Below are 17,841 nucleotides of genomic sequence, written 5' to 3' on the forward strand. Positions count from 1 at the left end.
CACTTCTATCCGGATAAGACGACATGTTTTTGGGGTACTGATGTAATAGTCAGTACCCCTTTTTGTTTGCTGTTTTTTACCGCTTTCATTGGCGACGGCTGATGATAGCAAATGAAAATGAGTACATGAAGCATACGAGCTGTACCAAACAAAGTTGAGCGAGGAGTCGAGCGATGATCGTTAATAATATAAAAGCATTGATTGGGCACACCCCATTCTTTGAATTTGATGCCGCAGCATTTGGCGGCAAAAAGGGAAGTACCATCTATGCGAAACTTGAGTATTTAAATCCTGGTGGAAGTATCAAGGACCGCTTAGGAAAGTATTTGATCGATGAAGCGTTTCGTGAGCATGTGATCGATCATGAGACAACCGTTATCGAACCGACAGCGGGAAATACTGGAATTGGTTTAGCTTTAGCTGGGATCGAGTATGGCTTAAAAATGATTTTTGTCATTCCTGAAAAATTTAGCCTTGAAAAGCAGCAACTGATTGAAGCGTTGGGCGGGACCATCGTTCATACGCCCACTGAAGCAGGCATTCAAGGTGCGATTGAAAAAGCAAAGGAAATAGCAAAACAGCTACCAAATAGTTATATGCCAATGCAATTTCACAATCAAAACAATCCTGCAGCCTACCAAGCAACCTTAGGCCCAGAGATCTTTCAGGAGTTATCTGGAAAAATTGACAGCTTTGTTGCTGGAGCTGGCAGCGGGGGGACCTTCGCGGGTGTCGCAACATACTTAAAGAAGCAAAAATCAAGCACTCGACTTGCTGTCGTTGAACCAGAAGGATCGATCTTAAATGGCGGGCCTGCCCATGGACATGAGATTGAAGGGATCGGTGTTGAGTTCATTCCACAATTTTTTGACGATTTGCTTATTGATCAAATTTATACGATCAGTGATGCGGAAGGCTTTGCTTTTACGCGTTACTTGGCAAAAAACTATGGTCTGCTTGTTGGAAGTTCAAGTGGAGCGGCAATGGCAGCAGCAGTAAAAGAAAGCCTCGAATTACCAACTGGAAGCTCGATCGTTACCGTCTTTCCAGATGGAGGCGATCGCTATCTATCAAAAAAGATTTATGCGGGTGAATCAGCAATCACCCCATTCATAGGAGGAGCAAACCATGCATTTTAATACAAAAGTAATCCACGGCGGTATCAGCGAAGACGAAATGACTGGTGCTGTTAGTGTGCCAATTTACCAAGCATCAACCTATCGGCAAAATGCTCTTGGTCAGCCAAAGCAATATGAATACAGTCGTTCAGGCAATCCAACTCGTTTTGCCTTAGAAGAATTGATTGCGGATCTGGAAGAAGGCGCCCAAGGGTTTGCTTTTGCCTCAGGATTAGCAGCCACCCATGCGGTCTTCTCGCTGTTTCAGACTGGAGATCATGTCATTTTAGGGGATGATGTATATGGCGGGACGTTTCGTTTGCTCCATCAAGTATTAGAAAAAAGCGGATTGTCTTATACACTTGTCAAAACAAGTGAGCTAGCTGCCATTGAAGCAGCCATCCTTCCAGAAACCAAAGCGATCTTTCTGGAAACGCCGACTAATCCATTATTGAAGATCACGGACATCGCAATCGTTGCCCAACTAGCTAAAAAACAGGACATTTTGACGATCGTGGATAATACCTTTGCGACCCCTTACTTTCAAAAGCCGCTACAATTAGGCGCAGATATTGTGATTCACAGTGCTACCAAGTATCTCGGTGGACACAGTGATGTAGTAGCTGGGTTAGCGGTTGCCAAAGAGCCGCAAATCGCCAAAAGAATTGCTTTTTTACAAAACGCCATTGGTGGTGTATTGGGGCCTCATGATAGCTGGTTGATTCAACGAAGCATCAAAACTCTTGCTTTGCGGATGGAAGCACATCAAAACAACGCGATGAAAATTGCTCACTACTTACAAGCACATCCAGCTGTCGCAAACGTGTATTATCCAGGATTGATTGCCCATGAAGGACATGAGATCGCCAAATCACAGATGTCTGGGTATAGCGGTATGATATCTTTTGAACTAAACAATGAATCGAAAACAGCAGAATTTGTTGAATCATTAAAGATTTTTACTTTAGCAGAAAGCTTAGGTGGCGTGGAAAGCTTGGTAGAAGTGCCAGCCGTGATGACCCATGCCTCGATCCCTAAAGAAATTCGTGAGCAATCTGGGATCAAAGATGGCTTGATTCGGTTGTCTCTCGGCATCGAAGACGGTGAGGATCTGCAGGCAGATTTAGAGCAAGCGTTTGAAAAGGCAGGTAGCTAGTGATGGGGAGAGAGTTTATTCCAATTTTTTCTGACTGGGCAGCTGAGTACGATGAAACAGTTGCAGGTAAGGATGAAGAATATCGAGCGGTTTTTTTCAAATATGAACAGTTACTCGCTGAAATTGCTGAAAAAGCAGGGCAGTCTGTGGTAGAATTTGGTAGTGGAACTGGAAATCTAACACAAGCTCTGCTTGATCAAGGAAAAAACGTGCTGGCAATCGAGCCATCGCCAGAGATGCGGCGAATCGCCAAGTCAAAACCCAGTCTTTCTAAAGTGACTTTTGTAGATGGTGATATGGAGGTTTTTCCTGAGATCACGGATGTGATTGATACGATCGTTTCTACCTATGTTTTTCATCATCTTACGGAGGACGAAAAACAACGGGCAATCGGCAAATATGCTGCGATGCTGCCCAAAGGCGGGCAAGTGCTTTTCGGGGATACGATGTTTCTTTCTCTAGCCCACCAAATGGAACGAATCGATGAAGCACGGCAAGCTGGTCACCAGCGACTAGCCGCTGATCTGCAAAGAGAGTACTATCCAGTTATAGCGGATATTGAACGATACTTTCGTCAGCATGGGTTTACCAGTCGTTTTAAGCAGATCAATGAGTATGTTTGGCTTGTGGAAGCACAAAAAGAGTAGGAGAGAAGTACAATGAAAATGAATGTTGAAAGCTTTAATTTGGATCATACGAAAGTCAAAGCACCTTATGTACGGGTTGCCGATAAAAAACAAGGAACGAATGATACCATCATCAAATATGATGTCCGTTTGAAGCAGCCGAACCAAGCGCATATGGATATGGCAAGTCTGCACTCGCTAGAACATTTGACGGCAGAATTGATTCGTAATCATGCGGATTATATCGTGGACTGGTCACCAATGGGCTGCCAAACCGGCTTTTATTTGACTGTCTTGAATCACGACGATTATGAAGAGATTTTGACCGTCCTAGAAAAAACCATGAAGGACGTTTTGCAAGCAACTGAAGTACCTGCCAGCAATGAAGTGCAATGCGGTTGGGCGGCGAACCATACCTTAGAGGGTGCGCAAAAATTAGCGCAAGAATTTCTTGATGAACGTGACAATTGGTCGACCGTTTTTGCCTAAATAAAAATAGAAGTAGAAAAAAGGTGCCTGCGTTTGGATTCGCAGACGCCTTTTTTGTTAAACCCGCAAAGAGACGGGGGTTCGATAGTTTTTGTTTATGGTTCTACTGCTTGGACAGTGATGCCGACTCCGTTTGGATTATAGGTTTGACTAATGTAAAACTCAAATCCTTCATGAACAAAGAAAAGTCTCCGAATGGCGCTAACGTCTCTGATGTGAGCATCTAAACCATACTGTTCGATCAATGTCTCTTTGATCTCCTCAATATCATCCTCTTTCCCGAATTGTGAGAAATCAATACCGAAAAATTCTGGGACATCAACCAATGTGATTCTAGATAAATGTTCATTTCCCGCGTTATCGGAGTCAAAATCAAAGCTGATTTTGGACAGTTTGTCCCTTGAACCTAAAGGAACTCTTTTTGTCTCGAGAGCGCTGCTGTCAGCCATCGTTGATAACAAATCAATGGCTGAATCAGGTAAACGAGTGGTTACTTTTCTTACTTCATCAACCATTGCTCCTTGATCGGGAGAAAAAACTTTTCTAGTCTCTTCCGTGACGATCACATTTTCGCGGCGCCGCTTTCGGTTAATGGCACTGCGCTCTTGGTTTACCCGATCACTACGTTTGATGAGAGCGAGGCCAAGATCGCTGATGGATTCAGGGGAAGGTCTTTCTTCCAGTAAAGCAGTTAAGTAATCGATCTCTAAAAACTGCTCGTAGGCAGCTGCTGGTTGATTTTCGCTGTAGAAGAGGACAGCTCCGAGTAAAAAACAACTAATGCCCAAACAAAGCAAAAGACTTCTTCTGCGATGCTCTCGGATTTTTTTCTGAGGACGATTCAGTTTCATTTTATCCTTCAACTCCTAAGTTTTTTAGACGACTCATGATAATAGAGGTGTTTGAATTTCATCACGCATTTTGCCAATCTTAGTTACGAGAGATCGCTTAATGGATTACTCAATTTCTGTTTCAGAAAACTGATCATGCCAGGCCACATCAGAAACGGTTCGGTTAATAAGAGTTACAATGATTGCCTCACCATCGGAATTGATCCATGCATTAGATTCCACACCTACAACCGCTAGTCGCCAAGAAGGCAGTCCACCCATGATCTCAAGAACTTGATCGCAGGACATTCCTTCTTGCAATTGGTGGAGTAAGTCTTTGTTGACTGTTCGATTCCACCGTCGCGGCAGCCCGATCTGCAATTGTTCACAATACGAAAATTGAGGGGCAGCTGTTTCGGTACTGCTCTGAGCTTGTGCAAAGTCATCAGAAGAACGAGCTGTTTCAGATGCGGGTTCTGATGTGTGGTTCTCAGTTCTGGAAGAAGAAGCTATGGTTTCTGAATCAGCTGACAAAGATTGAGAAGACGACGTTGCTTCTGGTGAGAAACTACTCTTGGTGGTGTCATCCATGATTTCGTCAATTAAGGTACAGCCAGTGAGAAAGAGGGAGAGTAACATTAGTAAGGGAAATAAAAAGATGGTTTTCATAAGATAGGTTCCTCCAAAATGATTTCGTGAATTTTCTTTGTTATTTTAATGTTGGTTTTTTATTAGAAAAATCCCGTCAGTTGCTATAAAATAAAAAAGAAAAATGTTTGTATACCTATTTAGATTTGGAGGGAGTGTTGTTTAATAAGTGTAACATGTTGCTTCCGATCTGGCTACTTGATTTCCAATATCCTTTCGTGGTTTTAGTAAAACTGGTATCTGCAGCTTACGATGTTGAAAAGTAAATGTTATAATAGATTTAACTACTCAATAAAAATTTGCTATTTTAAAGGTGAATCCTGTTTACTCTTACCAGATCAACAGGAACCAGCATACCTTTTGCTAAGAATTTATGTAAGGAATGATTTTTTTCATAACACGGAGAGGAGGAAGGAATATGAGCATCTTAAAGCAATGGCAAGCAAAACATCAAGCGAAAAAAGAAGCAAAAAAACAGGCATTACGGTTAAAAAATGCCAAGCTTCGTGCAGCGGGGAAAGAGCCGTTGAAGGGCTGGGGGAAAATGGTTGATACTGGCATCGGCGGGGCGAACAAAGCAAACCCCATCGATACAAAAGTGTTTTTGGGGGAAAATCAAAAGCGGATCGCAGATGAAACGAAACGGAACAAACAATAAAGAAAACCTCTGCAACAGTTCCTTCGTCGGACTGTTGCAGAGGCTTTTTTAAATATTCAATACTTTGTCTAAGAAGTCTTTGGTACGCTCATGCTTAGGATTGGTAAAGATTTGCTCAGGTGTACCGTCTTCCAAGAAGTTCCCGCCGTCAATAAACATCACACGGTTTGCTACTTCTTTGGCAAAACCCATCTCGTGAGTTACGATCACCATGGTCATTCCTTGTTTTGCCAAATCCTTCATAACATTGAGTACATCGCCAACCATTTCTGGATCGAGTGCGGAGGTTGGTTCATCGAACAACATCACATCGGGATTCATTGCTAAAGCTCTAGCGATCGCCACCCGTTGTTTTTGTCCTCCAGACAGATTGTCAGGGTACATGTCTTTTTTATCTGCCAAACCGACCGTTTCTAATAAACGAATTGCGTTCTTTTCCGCTTCTTGCCGAGAAGCATTTTTTAGATCCATCGGTGCTAAAATGATATTTTCTAAAACCGACAAGTGAGGGAAGAGATTGAAATGCTGAAACACCATGCCGATATGTTGACGAACAGCATTGATATTGGTGTTTTTATCCATCAGATGTGCGCCGTCAACGATAATATCGCCGCTGGTTGGTTCTTCTAAGCGGTTCAAACAGCGTAAGAACGTCGATTTCCCAGATCCTGAAGGACCGATCACACAAACGACTTCTCCTTCAGCGATTGAAACATTGATATTGTTCAATACGGTATTGTCGCCGTATTTTTTTACAAGATTTTCAACTAAGATTTTTTCTTTCATGCTATTTCACCTTCTTTTCTAAAACTTTTGCAAGTTTCGTTAAAGCTGTGATCACGACTAAGTAAATAATCGCGATGATCAAGTAAACATAGGTACTTTGCGTAGTCCGAGCAACGATGATTTTCCCAGTTTGCAATAATTCTACGACTCCGATAACCGAGATGATCGTTGTATCTTTCAACGAGATAACGAATTGGTTAACGAAAGATGGAATCATGATTTTGATCGCTTGCGGTAAAATGATTTTCTGCATTGTCCGAGTGTAGGTCATCCCCAAACTACGAGAGGCTTCCATCTGACCTTTTGGCACTGCATTGATCCCGCCACGGACGATCTCAGCGATATAGGCACTGGCATTTAAAGTCAATGTAATGACCCCGGCTGCAAAGTCGGGAATCGTGATACCAATGGCATCGGAAAGGCCGAAGAAGATGAAGAAAGCCAATACCATCATAGGAATACCACGAATGATATCAACATAGATCCCTGCAAAAACCCGCAATGCTTTGATTGGAGCAACACTAAATAGTCCAAAAATGATGCCGATCACTAATGCTAAGGCAAAAGAAATCAATGCTAGTAAAAGGGTATTCCATAAACCTTTTAATAAGACGTTATAGTTGTTGCTGATCAAACCAGTGATCGTTGATTCATCCACTCGTTTTTCTGTGGCAGAGCCATCTTCAATGTATTTATTGATGATTTGATCGTACTCGCCAGTCCGTTTCATTTCTTTCAATGCTTCATTGAACATTTGGATCAGTTCAGGATTTTGGCCTTTTTTCACCGCAAAACCATACTGACCGCCAGATTCTTTTTCAATCGGTGTCACTAGTTTTTGACCTTGGCTGATGGCATAACCGATCACTGGATAATCATCCATCATGGCATCGATTTGTCCGCCGTTAACAGCCGCATATAATTGATCGGCCGCATCATAATATTTGATCGAATAGCCATATTTTTCTTCGTTGGCGATCAAGAAGTCTGCACTTTCTGTTCCCACTTTCGCACCAACGGTTTTTCCATCTAGATCTTCATAGGAATTGATGGAATCATTGCCTTCTTTTACAGCGATCTGAATGCCGCTTTCAAAGTAAGAGTCTGAGAAGTCGTAGGATTGACGACGCTCATCAGTGATCGTCATCCCAGCGATCATCCCATCTGCTTGGTTACCATCCAAGGCTTGCAAAGCTCCTGAAAAACCGATGAAATTGAATTCAATGTTGAACCCTTGCAATTCTGCCGCCCGATTCATTAAATCAACATCGATCCCTACATACTCATTGTCTTCATTTTGGAATTCAAAAGGAGCGAAGGCGGAGTCACTGGCAATTCGGTAAACATCTTTCTTTGGTTCGACTTTCACCATTTCACTGGTGTCTGCATCTGAATCAGACGTTGTGATGTAAGTATTGACGATTTCGTCGTATTTGCCAGAAGCTTTCATGTTGGCTAAACCAGCATTGAATTTTTCAAGTAGTTCTTGATTTTGGCCTTTTCTGACAGCGAATCCGTAAGAAGCACCTTTTTCAGGTTCGCCGACAAGTTTCATCGGTTCGCCGTTGTTGATGGCATAGCCAAGCACTGGATAATCATCAAAAGCGGCTGCCACAGTACCATTGCGTACAGCGCCATACAACCCAGTAGCGTCATCATAAAGTTTGATGTCGTAGCCATATTGGTCTTTATTTTCTTCTAAAAAGCGGGCACTTTCGGTACCAACCTTTGCACCGACCGTTTCGCCCTCAAGATCTTCGTAGCTAGTAATGCTGTCATTGTCCGCAGCTACCGCCATTTGAATCCCACTATCAAAATAAGGATCTGAGAAATCAAACGTTTCTTTACGTTCATCAGTGATGCTCATCCCAGCAATCATGCCATCTAACTGATTTGATTGCACGCCTTGAATGGAGGCGTCAAAACCTAAAGGACGTAAATCAACTGCAAAACCTTGATCTTCAGCGATCGCGTTTAATAAATCTATATCGATCCCAACGTATTCATTATTTTCATTTTGGAATTCGAAAGGAGCAAATGTTAAATCTGTTCCTATCTTATACGTAGTTTCCTCCGCACTTGCTGACTTTACTGATAGCGTAAAAATGCTGATAATCAGCGCGATTAAAGCGAAGGACATGTGTTTTCTTTTCAAGAAAATTCCCCCTTTAGATATAACGTATTTATAGATTATATGGATTTTTTCTTCTACACACAAGTCTTTCTCTTTAAAAATATGACAAAATTGCTTAAACCTCACATCAGATGTTAGAAAATCAAACATGTTAAGTTATGCTTAATCGCATGAAACTTTCATAGCAAATGATGGCGAAAGTATGTTCGCTATGATATACTTATTTATGGAAAAGCGGCAGCGAGTTTTTCTTTTTTTGTTGTCGTTTAGAATAATCGAGGGGGAATGAAGATGATCGAAAGAACAACTTCCCATGAATTTGACTTAGTATCAAAATATCAACCAGCTGGGGATCAACCAGAAGCGATCCATCAATTGGTTGACGGGGTGGTCGGTGGAAAAAAAGCACAGATTTTGTTGGGAGCCACTGGGACCGGTAAGACTTATACGATTTCTAATCTAATTAAGGAAGTCAATAAACCGACATTGATCATTGCCCATAATAAAACACTGGCTGGACAATTATATGGCGAGTTCAAGGACTTTTTCCCAAATAATGCGGTCGAGTACTTTGTCAGTTACTATGATTACTATCAACCAGAAGCGTATGTTCCTTCCAGTGATACATACATCGAAAAAGACTCCAGTGTCAACGATGAAATCGATAAGCTGCGTCACTCGGCCACAAGTTCTTTATTAGAGAGAAACGATGTGATCGTTGTAGCTTCTGTCTCTTGTATTTTCGGTTTAGGTTCGCCGATCGAGTATGCCAGACAGGTTGTTTCTTTACGAGTAGGGATGGAAAAGTCTCGCGATCAACTATTAAAAGAATTGATCGAGATCCAATTTGAACGAAACGACATCGATTTTCAACGGGGGCGTTTTCGCGTACGTGGCGATGTTGTGGAGATTTTCCCAGCTTCTCGTGATGAGCGAGCGTTACGCATTGAGTTTTTTGGCGATGAAATCGATCGGATTCGTGAAGTCGATGCCTTGACGGGCGAGATCATGAGTGACACCGAACATGTGTCGATCTTTCCGGCAACGCACTTTGTGACCAATGAAGACCATATGGAACATGCGATCGCTTCGATCCAAAGTGAACTCGATGAACGACTGAAAGTTTTGCGAGCAGAAAATAAGCTGCTGGAAGCACAGCGTTTAGAGCAGCGAACCAACTATGATATTGAAATGATGCGAGAAATGGGGTATACCTCAGGAATCGAAAACTACTCTCGCCACATGGATGGACGAAAAGAAGGCGAACCGCCTTATACGTTATTAGATTTCTTTCCTGATGACTTTCTGATCGTTATTGATGAATCCCACGTGACCATGCCGCAAGTTCGTGGGATGTATAATGGTGACCGTGCTAGAAAACAAATGTTAGTGGATTATGGCTTCCGTTTGCCTTCTGCACTGGATAACCGTCCGTTACGCTTGGAAGAATTTGAGAAGCATGTCAATCAAATCGTCTATGTTTCAGCAACACCTGGACCATATGAATACGATCAAACCGATACCGTCATTCAACAAATCATTCGTCCGACTGGTCTGTTAGATCCGGTGATCGAAGTACGACCGATTATGGGTCAAATTGACGACCTCGTAGGAGAAATCAATGAGCGAGTCGAGCGAAATGAACGGGTCTTTGTCACGACCTTGACGAAAAAAATGTCTGAAGATTTGACGGATTACTTTAAAGAATTAGGGATCAAAGTCAAATACCTGCACAGTGACATCAAAACATTGGAACGAACAGAGATCATTCGCGACCTGCGTCTCGGTGAATTTGATGTACTGGTCGGAATCAACTTATTGCGAGAAGGGTTAGACGTCCCAGAAGTTTCCCTGGTTGCGATCCTTGATGCCGATAAGGAAGGCTTCTTGCGCAGCGAGCGTTCATTAGTCCAAACCATCGGACGAGCAGCTCGTAACTCAGAAGGAAAAGTAATCATGTACGCCGATAAAATGACCGATTCGATGCAGCGAGCGATCGACGAAACAGCGCGACGCCGAAGTATTCAAGAAGCCTATAACGAAGAACATGGAATCGTACCGAAAACCATCATCAAAGAGATTCGCGATCTGATCGCAATCACGAAAGTGGCGGAAGAAACTGGCGAATACACCACGACTTCTTATGAAGAATTGAGTCGTGAAGAAAAAGCAACCTTGTTGTTGAAATTAGAAAAAGAAATGAAAGATGCTGCGAAAGCACTGGATTTTGAAACGGCTGCTACCTTGAGAGATACTATTCTTGAGCTAAAAGCTGCTGATTAGAAGGAGAAACAATATGGCAAATGATAAAATCGTGATCCATGGGGCACGGGCCCATAATTTAAAAAATATCGATGTGACGATTCCCAGAGACCAGCTCGTTGTTGTAACTGGTCTTTCGGGTTCAGGGAAAAGCTCCTTAGCATTTGATACGTTGTATGCCGAAGGACAGCGCCGGTATGTCGAAAGTCTATCGGCGTATGCCCGTCAGTTTTTAGGGCAAATGGATAAACCCGACGTAGATAGCATTGATGGACTTAGTCCAGCGATTTCTATCGATCAAAAAACCACCAGCAAGAACCCGCGATCAACAGTGGGGACGGTTACTGAAATCAATGATTATCTGCGGCTTCTTTACGCCAGAATCGGTCACCCAATCTGTCCCAATGATCATATTGAGATTACTAGTCAGTCGGTTGAGCAGATGGTGGATGAAGTTTTGGCATTACCAGAACGCACCAAGATCCAATTGTTGGCACCTATCGTTTATCAAAAGAAAGGGCAGCACAAAAAAGTCTTCGAACGTATCCAAAGAGAAGGTTATGTTCGGATGCGGGTGGATGGCGAAGTCTATGATGTCTCCGAAGCGCCTGAATTAGAAAAAAATAAAAAGCATGATATTGCCATCATCATTGACCGAATCGTTGTAAAGGAAGGCATCCGTTCTCGTCTGTTTGATTCCTTTGAAGCGGCATTACGTTTAGCTGATGGCTATGCGGTAGTCGATGTGATTGGTCAAGAAGAGATGCTTTTCAGTGAACATTATTCTTGCCCGTATTGTGGCTTTACAGTTGGTGAATTAGAACCACGGCTCTTTTCATTCAATGCGCCTTTTGGTGCTTGTCCAGACTGTGATGGTCTTGGTGTGAAGCTCGAAGTCGATGTCGACCTAGTGATTCCCGATCAAAGCAAAACGTTGCGTGAAGGCGCACTATTGCCTTGGAACCCAATCAGTTCACAGTATTATCCGCAAATGCTGGAACAAGCCTGTCAAGAGTTCAATATCGATATGGACACACCCTTTGAAGAACTGCCAGAAGAACACAAAGACATTATTTTGAATGGTTCGAATGGCGAAATTTTCCATTTCCATTATGAGAATGATTTCGGTGGCGTGCGTGATGTTGAGGTAGCTTTTGAAGGAATCTTACCAAATATCAAACGCCGTTATCATGAAACCAACTCTGATTTCACCCGTGATCAAATGCGTTTGTATATGACGGAATTGACTTGTAAAACTTGTCATGGCTATCGTTTGAACCCCCAAGCGCTGTGTGTGCAAGTCAACGGGAAACACATTGGGGAAATGAGCGAGATGGCAATCAACAATGCGTTGAACTTTGTCGAAGAATTGAAACTATCGGAACAAGAGCAAATGATCGCACGTCCGATAGTGAAAGAAGTCGATGATCGGTTAAGCTTCTTGAAAAATGTCGGATTGGACTATTTGACCTTGAGTCGTGCATCAGGCACACTCTCTGGTGGGGAAGCGCAACGGATTCGTTTGGCAACACAAATCGGCTCCAATTTATCTGGGGTGCTTTACATTCTTGATGAGCCGTCGATCGGTCTTCACCAACGGGATAACGATCGCTTGCTAGATTCATTGCGGAAAATGCGTGATCTTGGGAATACCCTGATCGTCGTTGAGCATGACGAAGACACGATGCGGGCAGCGGACTACTTGATCGATGTCGGTCCAGGTGCAGGACACGCAGGTGGCGAGATCGTCGCTGCAGGAACTCCTGATGAAGTCGCAGCCAATGCGTCTTCCTTAACAGGTCAATACTTATCAGGAAAACGACAAATCCCGACACCAACGGAACGCCGCAAAGGCAATGGTGAAAAGATTCGTGTGACCGGTGCTTCTGAGAATAACTTGAAAAACATTTCGGTCGATTTTCCATTAGGAAAGTTCGTCGCCGTTACTGGTGTCTCTGGCTCTGGTAAATCGACATTAGTCAACGAAATTTTGAAAAAAGCCTTGGCGCAAAAAATCAATCGGAATTCGAACAAACCTGGTCGCTTTAAAACCATTACTGGTTATGAAGCGATTGAGAAATTGATCGATATCGATCAAAGCCCTATCGGTCGGACGCCTCGAAGCAATCCGGCGACGTATACCAGTGTCTTTGATGACATTCGCGATTTATTTGCTAAAACCAATGAGGCGAAAGTCCGTGGTTACAAAAAAGGCCGCTTTAGTTTTAATGTAAAAGGTGGACGCTGTGAAGCATGTAAAGGGGACGGAATCATCAAGATCGAGATGCACTTCTTACCTGATGTCTACGTACCTTGTGAGGTTTGTCATGGCAAACGTTATAACTCAGAAACGTTAGAAGTTCATTACAAAGGAAAAAATATTTCGGAAATCTTAGATATGACTGTGGAAGATGCAGTGGAATTTTTCCAACATATTCCTAAAATCCATCGAAAATTGCAAACGATCGTCGATGTCGGTCTAGGTTATGTCACGATGGGACAACCAGCGACTACTTTATCTGGTGGGGAAGCGCAACGGATGAAGCTTGCCAGTGAACTGCACAAAAATTCCAATGGCAAGAGTTTTTATATCTTAGACGAACCGACGACTGGTCTGCATACGGATGATATTGCCCGTTTGTTGAAAGTTTTGGAACGATTTGTCGACGCTGGCAATACCGTTTTAGTGATCGAACACAACTTGGATGTCATCAAATCAGCGGACCATGTGATTGATCTAGGTCCAGAAGGTGGCGAAGGCGGTGGAACGATCATTGCAACTGGTACACCAGAAGAAATTGCTGCGGTTTCTGAAAGCTACACCGGTCATTATTTGAAAAAAGTCCTTTAAGCAAGGAAAAGAGCACTCACTTTTTTACTTGTCTGTCAATAGGTTTCTCTAAAGTTTAAGGAAGCGTGAAATATCTGCAAATTTCATGATAAGGGCTTGAAATCAAAATTTTATTTGATAGAATAGCAATAGGTATACGTATATTCGCATTGAATAAACTGCCTATAAGTTCTATCCGTTCAAAGTGGGAGAAAGCAATCAAAGATAGATACTTTGATTGCTTTTTTCTTTGTGGTATTATAATTCTATTGTAATTAAACGAAACGAGAGAGGTCGTTTTTCGTATTCAAAAGAGAGAGTGATTTTTGATGAGTCAGGAAAATTTTCTTCCCATATTATTAGGAAGCGATATGAATGTTTATGGTATGGCCAGAGCATTCCACGAAGCATATGGCATTCAATCAGTTGCCTATGCTGGTGCGGAACTTGCGCCAACCCGCTTTAGTAAAATTGTTACAATCAATCAAGTGGAAGGTTTTGACCATGATCCCGGATTCACTGAGACGTTGATCAAGTTAGGAAAAAATACTTACAACGATCCTGCCATGAAATATTTATTGATTCCCTGCGGAGATGGCTATGCAGAACTGTTAGCGAAGCATAAAGAAGAATTGAAGCCTTATTATACCTTTATTGCCAATGACTATTCCCTATTAAAACGGTTGATCAACAAAGTAAGTTTTTACGAAGTCTGCGAGGAATACGGCTTGCCTTATCCTAAGACCTTCATTTTAACGCCTGAACTGTTGACGGAAGGAACGTTCAAAGAAGAGTTGCCTTTTGATTTTCCTGTGGCTTTGAAACCAGCAAATAGTGTCGCGTGGCTGTCAGTTGATTTTGAAGGGCGCAAAAAAGCCTTCATTATTGACAATCGAACAGAATTTGAAGAAATCGTTTCTCGCATTTATCAAGCGGGTTATCAATATGAAATGATCGTCCAAGATTTTATTCCTGGCGATGACAGCAACATGCGGGTCTTAAATGCCTATGTTGATGAGAATCACGAAGTTCGCGTGATGGGTTTAGGTCATCCTTTATTAGAGGATCCAACGCCTGGAGCTGTTGGGAATTATGTCGTGATCATTCCAGATGAAAATGATCAAATCTATCAAATGATCCGTAAGTTTTTAAAAGAGATTGAATATGTTGGATTTGCCAATTTTGACTTGAAATATGATGCGCGAGACGGGCAATATAAATTATTTGAAATCAACTTGCGTCAAGGAAGAAGCAGTTTCTTTATTACCTTAAGCGGATTGAATCTGGCGAAGTTCATCACAGAGGATTTAGTCTTCGAAAAACCTTACACAGAAACGGTTTATGGCAAAGCTGACGCGCCAGAAGCGAAATTATGGCTAGGGGTACCAAAAAACATTTTCTTGACTTATGCAAAAGAAAATCCTGCGAAAGAACGAGCAAAAAAATTATTAGCAGAAAATCGCTGGGGAACGACTGTCTTTTACAAAGAAGACTTATCTCTAAAGCGTTGGATTCTATTAAAGAGAATGTTCCATCTGTACAACAAACGATTCAAAACGTATTTCCATACGAAAGAAGGCTAGAAGATGGAGAATTTTTTTAGTATTTTAGGCGGCATGGGAACGTTAGCGACGGAAAGTTTTGTCCGCATTTTAAACCGACGGACACAGACCCATAAAGACCAAGATTACTTGAACTATGTTTTATTCAATCATGCGACAGTCCCAGATCGAACGGCATATATTTTAGACAACACGTTAGAAAACCCTGTTCCATATTTAATGGACGACATCGAAAAACAAAATTTGTTAAAGCCAAATTTTATTGTGTTGACTTGTAACACCGCCCATTATTTTTTTGATGAGCTGCAAGCTGCCACTGAGATCGAGATTTTGCATATGCCTCGTGAGGCTGCGAAAGTCGTTTTTGAAAAAGGCGTCACTGGAAAAGTGGCCTTTCTTGGGACAGAAGGCAGTGTCAAAGCTGGCATCTATGAAAAAGAATTGCGGAAGTTCGGACTTGACGTCTATCTTCCAGAGCCGACGATCCAAAAAAAGGTCAATACATTGATTTATGATCGAATCAAAGAAAATGATCATTTGGATCAAGAACTTTACTTTGAGATACTGGAAGAAGTCACCGAACGTATCGGCTGTGAAAGCGTAGTGCTTGGATGTACCGAGTTGTCCTTGATGGATGAATTTGTGACTGATAATCCGTATCCAGTCGTCGATGCCCAATCGATTTTAGTTGATAGGACGATCGAAAAAGCATTGGCAAATCGCCAAGCAATCTAAAGATGATAGCGACGTTAGCGGCATTTTTTGAGCTAACGTCTTTTTTTATGCCAGTGTTCCAATGATACGCCCGGCATGATATAATAGAGTTGTTTCAGAAAGGAGTTTTACCTATGACTGAAGTGGATCATTTAGAATTGGTCATTATTACTGGGATGAGCGGAGCCGGCAAAACGGTCGCGATCCAGAGTTTTGAAGATATGGGGTACTTTTGTATCGATAATATGCCCCCAAGCTTGATCCCTAAATTTTGGGAACTGATCAAAGAATCAGGAAAAGTGACAAAAATTGCCTTAGTTGTCGATCTGCGTTCAAGATCGTTTTTTGAAGAAATCCAAAGTATGCTGATCGATATTGAAAACACGAAATTTATTGACACACGGATGCTCTTTTTAGATGCATCGGACAATGAATTGGTGTCAAGATACAAAGAAACGAGAAGAGCACATCCATTAGCGATGGATGGCTTAGTTACGGAAGGGATTCGCAAAGAGCGAGCGATCTTAAACGATTTGAAGACGCGTGCCAGTATTGTTATCGACACAACGACGCTGACCCCACGGCAATTGAGAGAAAAAATCAATCAAGAATTTCGTGCTTCTCATGAGACAGGGTTTCGTATTGAAATACTTTCGTTTGGCTTCAAGTATGGCTTGCCGATCGATGCTGATATTGTGATGGATGTTCGTTTCTTACCGAATCCACATTACATTCCAGAGTTGCGTCCTTTAACGGGTAAAGATGAACCCGTGTATGAGTACGTCATGTCTTTTCCAGAAACGGAAGAATTCTATCAGCAATTTAGTACACTGTTGCAAACGATCATGCCAGGCTATGTCAAGGAAGGCAAAAGCAGCTTGACGGTGGCTATCGGCTGTACTGGGGGCCAACACCGTTCAGTTGCATTATCTGAGCGCATCGGTGCGGTTTTGGCAGAAGACTATCGCGTCAATATTACTCATCGCGACAAAGATAAGCGTAAAGAGACGGTGAATCGTTCATGAAAATGAAAACGTACCGAATCAGAAAGCCGAAGATCGTTGTGGTAGGTGGCGGAACTGGGTTACCAGTCATCCTGAAGAGCTTGCGGAATCAGGGTGTCGACATCACAGCGATCGTTACGGTCGCTGATGATGGCGGTAGCAGTGGCGAAATTCGCAATTTGGTTTCCTCTATCTCGCCACCAGGGGATCTGCGCAATGTTTTGGCGGCTCTATCTGATATGCCGCAACTGTATAATGATATTTTTCAATACCGTTTTAAAGCCGAAGACAAATTTTTAGCCAATCATGCCCTGGGGAACTTGATTATTGCGGCGATTGCTGAAATGCGCAGCAGTACCTATGAAGCCATTCAAATTTTGTCAAAAATCATGCATATCGATGGACGAGTTTATCCTTCGTCAGATCTGCCATTGGTGTTGCACGCTGTTTTTAAAGACGGCACCGAAGCGGTAGGAGAGTCCAAGATCGCGGTTGATCGCAAAACGATCGATCGGGTCTTTGTTCGTAATCAAGAAAATAATGATGAGCCGAAAGCAGCTCGTAAAGTTGTTTCTTCAATTATGGAGGCAGATATGATCGTCTTGGGTCCTGGTAGTCTCTTTACTAGTATTTTGCCCAATCTCATGATTAGCGAGATCGGCCAAGCAATGTTGGAAACACAAGCTGAAACGGTTTATATTTGTAATATCATGACCCAAAAAGGTGAAACTGAACACTTTAGTGATGCCGACCATGTGCGGGTCCTGCATAAGCATTTAGGCAAACCCTTTATTGATACGGTGTTAGTCAACACCGAGAAAGTTCCAGAAGGGTATATGGACCCAGAGATTTATGATGAATATCTTGTACAAGTGAAACACGATTTCCAAGGACTGCGAGAAGAAGCCAGCCGTGTCATTTCAGCTGACTTTCTGGAGCTTAGAGATGGCGGAGTTTTTCATGACGGAGATAAAGTGATTGAAGAACTTCTACGTATCGTTTACGGGGCCAAAATCTAAGAAAG

The 17,841-nt window shown here is 42.4% G+C and carries 15 protein-coding genes; 11 read left to right on the forward strand and 4 right to left on the reverse strand.

All coding sequences use genetic code 11. The features are described 5' to 3' along the window. Positions 1 to 173: 173 nt before the first annotated feature. From IGI76_RS07425 to IGI76_RS07440, 4 genes are read left to right on the forward strand one after another with little or no spacing between them, the layout of a single operon-like run. A complete protein-coding gene (locus tag IGI76_RS07425) occupies positions 174 to 1,139 on the forward strand; it encodes a PLP-dependent cysteine synthase family protein (protein ID WP_194186089.1) in 966 nt (321 codons plus the stop codon). Further along, a complete protein-coding gene (locus IGI76_RS07430; protein ID WP_194186088.1) occupies positions 1,129 to 2,274 on the forward strand; it encodes a cystathionine gamma-synthase in 1,146 nt (381 codons plus the stop codon). Before IGI76_RS07425 ends, IGI76_RS07430 begins: the two co-directional genes overlap by 11 nt. 2 nt (positions 2,275 to 2,276) lie before the next feature. Continuing rightward, a complete protein-coding gene (locus IGI76_RS07435) occupies positions 2,277 to 2,921 on the forward strand; it encodes a class I SAM-dependent methyltransferase (protein WP_005225941.1) in 645 nt (214 codons plus the stop codon). Positions 2,922 to 2,933: 12 nt separating this feature from the next. Further along, positions 2,934 to 3,389 carry an S-ribosylhomocysteine lyase gene (locus IGI76_RS07440; RefSeq protein ID WP_008382180.1) on the forward strand — a complete coding sequence of 152 codons (456 nt, stop codon included), beginning with the start codon at positions 2,934 to 2,936 and terminating at the stop codon, positions 3,387 to 3,389. 95 nt (positions 3,390 to 3,484) lie between these two features. Here the strand turns inward: IGI76_RS07440 and IGI76_RS07445 are convergent, their stop codons facing one another. Together IGI76_RS07445 and IGI76_RS07450 are read right to left on the reverse strand one after the other, a co-directional pair. After that, on the reverse strand, positions 3,485 to 4,240 hold the full coding sequence (locus tag IGI76_RS07445) for a Tat pathway signal sequence domain protein (protein ID WP_144808625.1): 756 nt from the start codon (positions 4,238 to 4,240) through the stop codon (positions 3,485 to 3,487). Positions 4,241 to 4,345: 105 nt separating this feature from the next. Beyond that, complete coding sequence (locus tag IGI76_RS07450; RefSeq protein ID WP_167822817.1) at positions 4,346 to 4,888, reverse strand: outer membrane protein assembly factor BamE; 543 nt, start codon at positions 4,886 to 4,888, stop codon at positions 4,346 to 4,348. 397 nt (positions 4,889 to 5,285) lie between these two features. Between IGI76_RS07450 and IGI76_RS07455 the strand changes: the two genes are divergently transcribed. After that, complete coding sequence (locus IGI76_RS07455; RefSeq protein ID WP_074536413.1) at positions 5,286 to 5,525, forward strand: hypothetical protein; 240 nt, start codon at positions 5,286 to 5,288, stop codon at positions 5,523 to 5,525. Between the two features lie 48 nt (positions 5,526 to 5,573). Here the strand turns inward: IGI76_RS07455 and IGI76_RS07460 are convergent, their stop codons facing one another. Both IGI76_RS07460 and IGI76_RS07465 read right to left on the reverse strand, forming a co-directional pair. After that, positions 5,574 to 6,311: an amino acid ABC transporter ATP-binding protein gene (locus IGI76_RS07460; RefSeq protein WP_005225946.1), complete on the reverse strand. Its 738-nt coding sequence runs from the start codon at positions 6,309 to 6,311 to the stop codon at positions 5,574 to 5,576. A gap of 1 nt (position 6,312) precedes the next feature. Beyond that, positions 6,313 to 8,466, reverse strand: coding sequence for an amino acid ABC transporter substrate-binding protein/permease (locus tag IGI76_RS07465; RefSeq protein WP_010748161.1), 2,154 nt, complete (start codon positions 8,464 to 8,466; stop codon positions 6,313 to 6,315). A gap of 270 nt (positions 8,467 to 8,736) precedes the next feature. Here IGI76_RS07465 and uvrB point away from each other — a divergent pair, with 270 nt between their 5' ends. From uvrB to IGI76_RS07495, 6 genes are all read left to right on the forward strand, one after another. Further along, positions 8,737 to 10,728 carry an excinuclease ABC subunit UvrB gene (uvrB, locus tag IGI76_RS07470; RefSeq protein ID WP_010748162.1) on the forward strand — a complete coding sequence of 664 codons (1,992 nt, stop codon included), beginning with the start codon at positions 8,737 to 8,739 and terminating at the stop codon, positions 10,726 to 10,728. Positions 10,729 to 10,741: 13 nt separating this feature from the next. Beyond that, the gene (gene uvrA / locus IGI76_RS07475; RefSeq protein ID WP_005225949.1) at positions 10,742 to 13,558 is read left to right on the forward strand and encodes an excinuclease ABC subunit UvrA; all 2,817 of its coding nucleotides are present in this window, start codon (positions 10,742 to 10,744) and stop codon (positions 13,556 to 13,558) included. 308 nt (positions 13,559 to 13,866) lie between these two features. Beyond that, positions 13,867 to 15,120, forward strand: a complete 1,254-nt coding sequence (locus IGI76_RS07480) for a carboxylate--amine ligase (RefSeq protein WP_167822815.1) — start codon at positions 13,867 to 13,869, stop codon at positions 15,118 to 15,120. Positions 15,121 to 15,123: 3 nt separating this feature from the next. Then, positions 15,124 to 15,834 (forward strand): amino acid racemase, encoded by a 711-nt coding sequence (locus tag IGI76_RS07485; RefSeq protein WP_005225951.1) that lies wholly within the window; start codon positions 15,124 to 15,126, stop codon positions 15,832 to 15,834. Positions 15,835 to 15,947: 113 nt separating this feature from the next. Next, positions 15,948 to 16,838 carry an RNase adapter RapZ gene (rapZ, locus tag IGI76_RS07490; protein ID WP_333719102.1) on the forward strand — a complete coding sequence of 297 codons (891 nt, stop codon included), beginning with the start codon at positions 15,948 to 15,950 and terminating at the stop codon, positions 16,836 to 16,838. After that, the gene (locus IGI76_RS07495) at positions 16,835 to 17,836 is read left to right on the forward strand and encodes a gluconeogenesis factor YvcK family protein (RefSeq protein ID WP_010748165.1); all 1,002 of its coding nucleotides are present in this window, start codon (positions 16,835 to 16,837) and stop codon (positions 17,834 to 17,836) included. Before rapZ ends, IGI76_RS07495 begins: the two co-directional genes overlap by 4 nt. The last annotated feature ends 5 nt before the right edge of the window (positions 17,837 to 17,841 follow it).

The sequence above is a fragment of the Enterococcus sp. DIV2449a genome, assembly GCF_051711225.1.
Taxonomy (GTDB): domain Bacteria; phylum Bacillota; class Bacilli; order Lactobacillales; family Enterococcaceae; genus Enterococcus_D; species Enterococcus_D casseliflavus.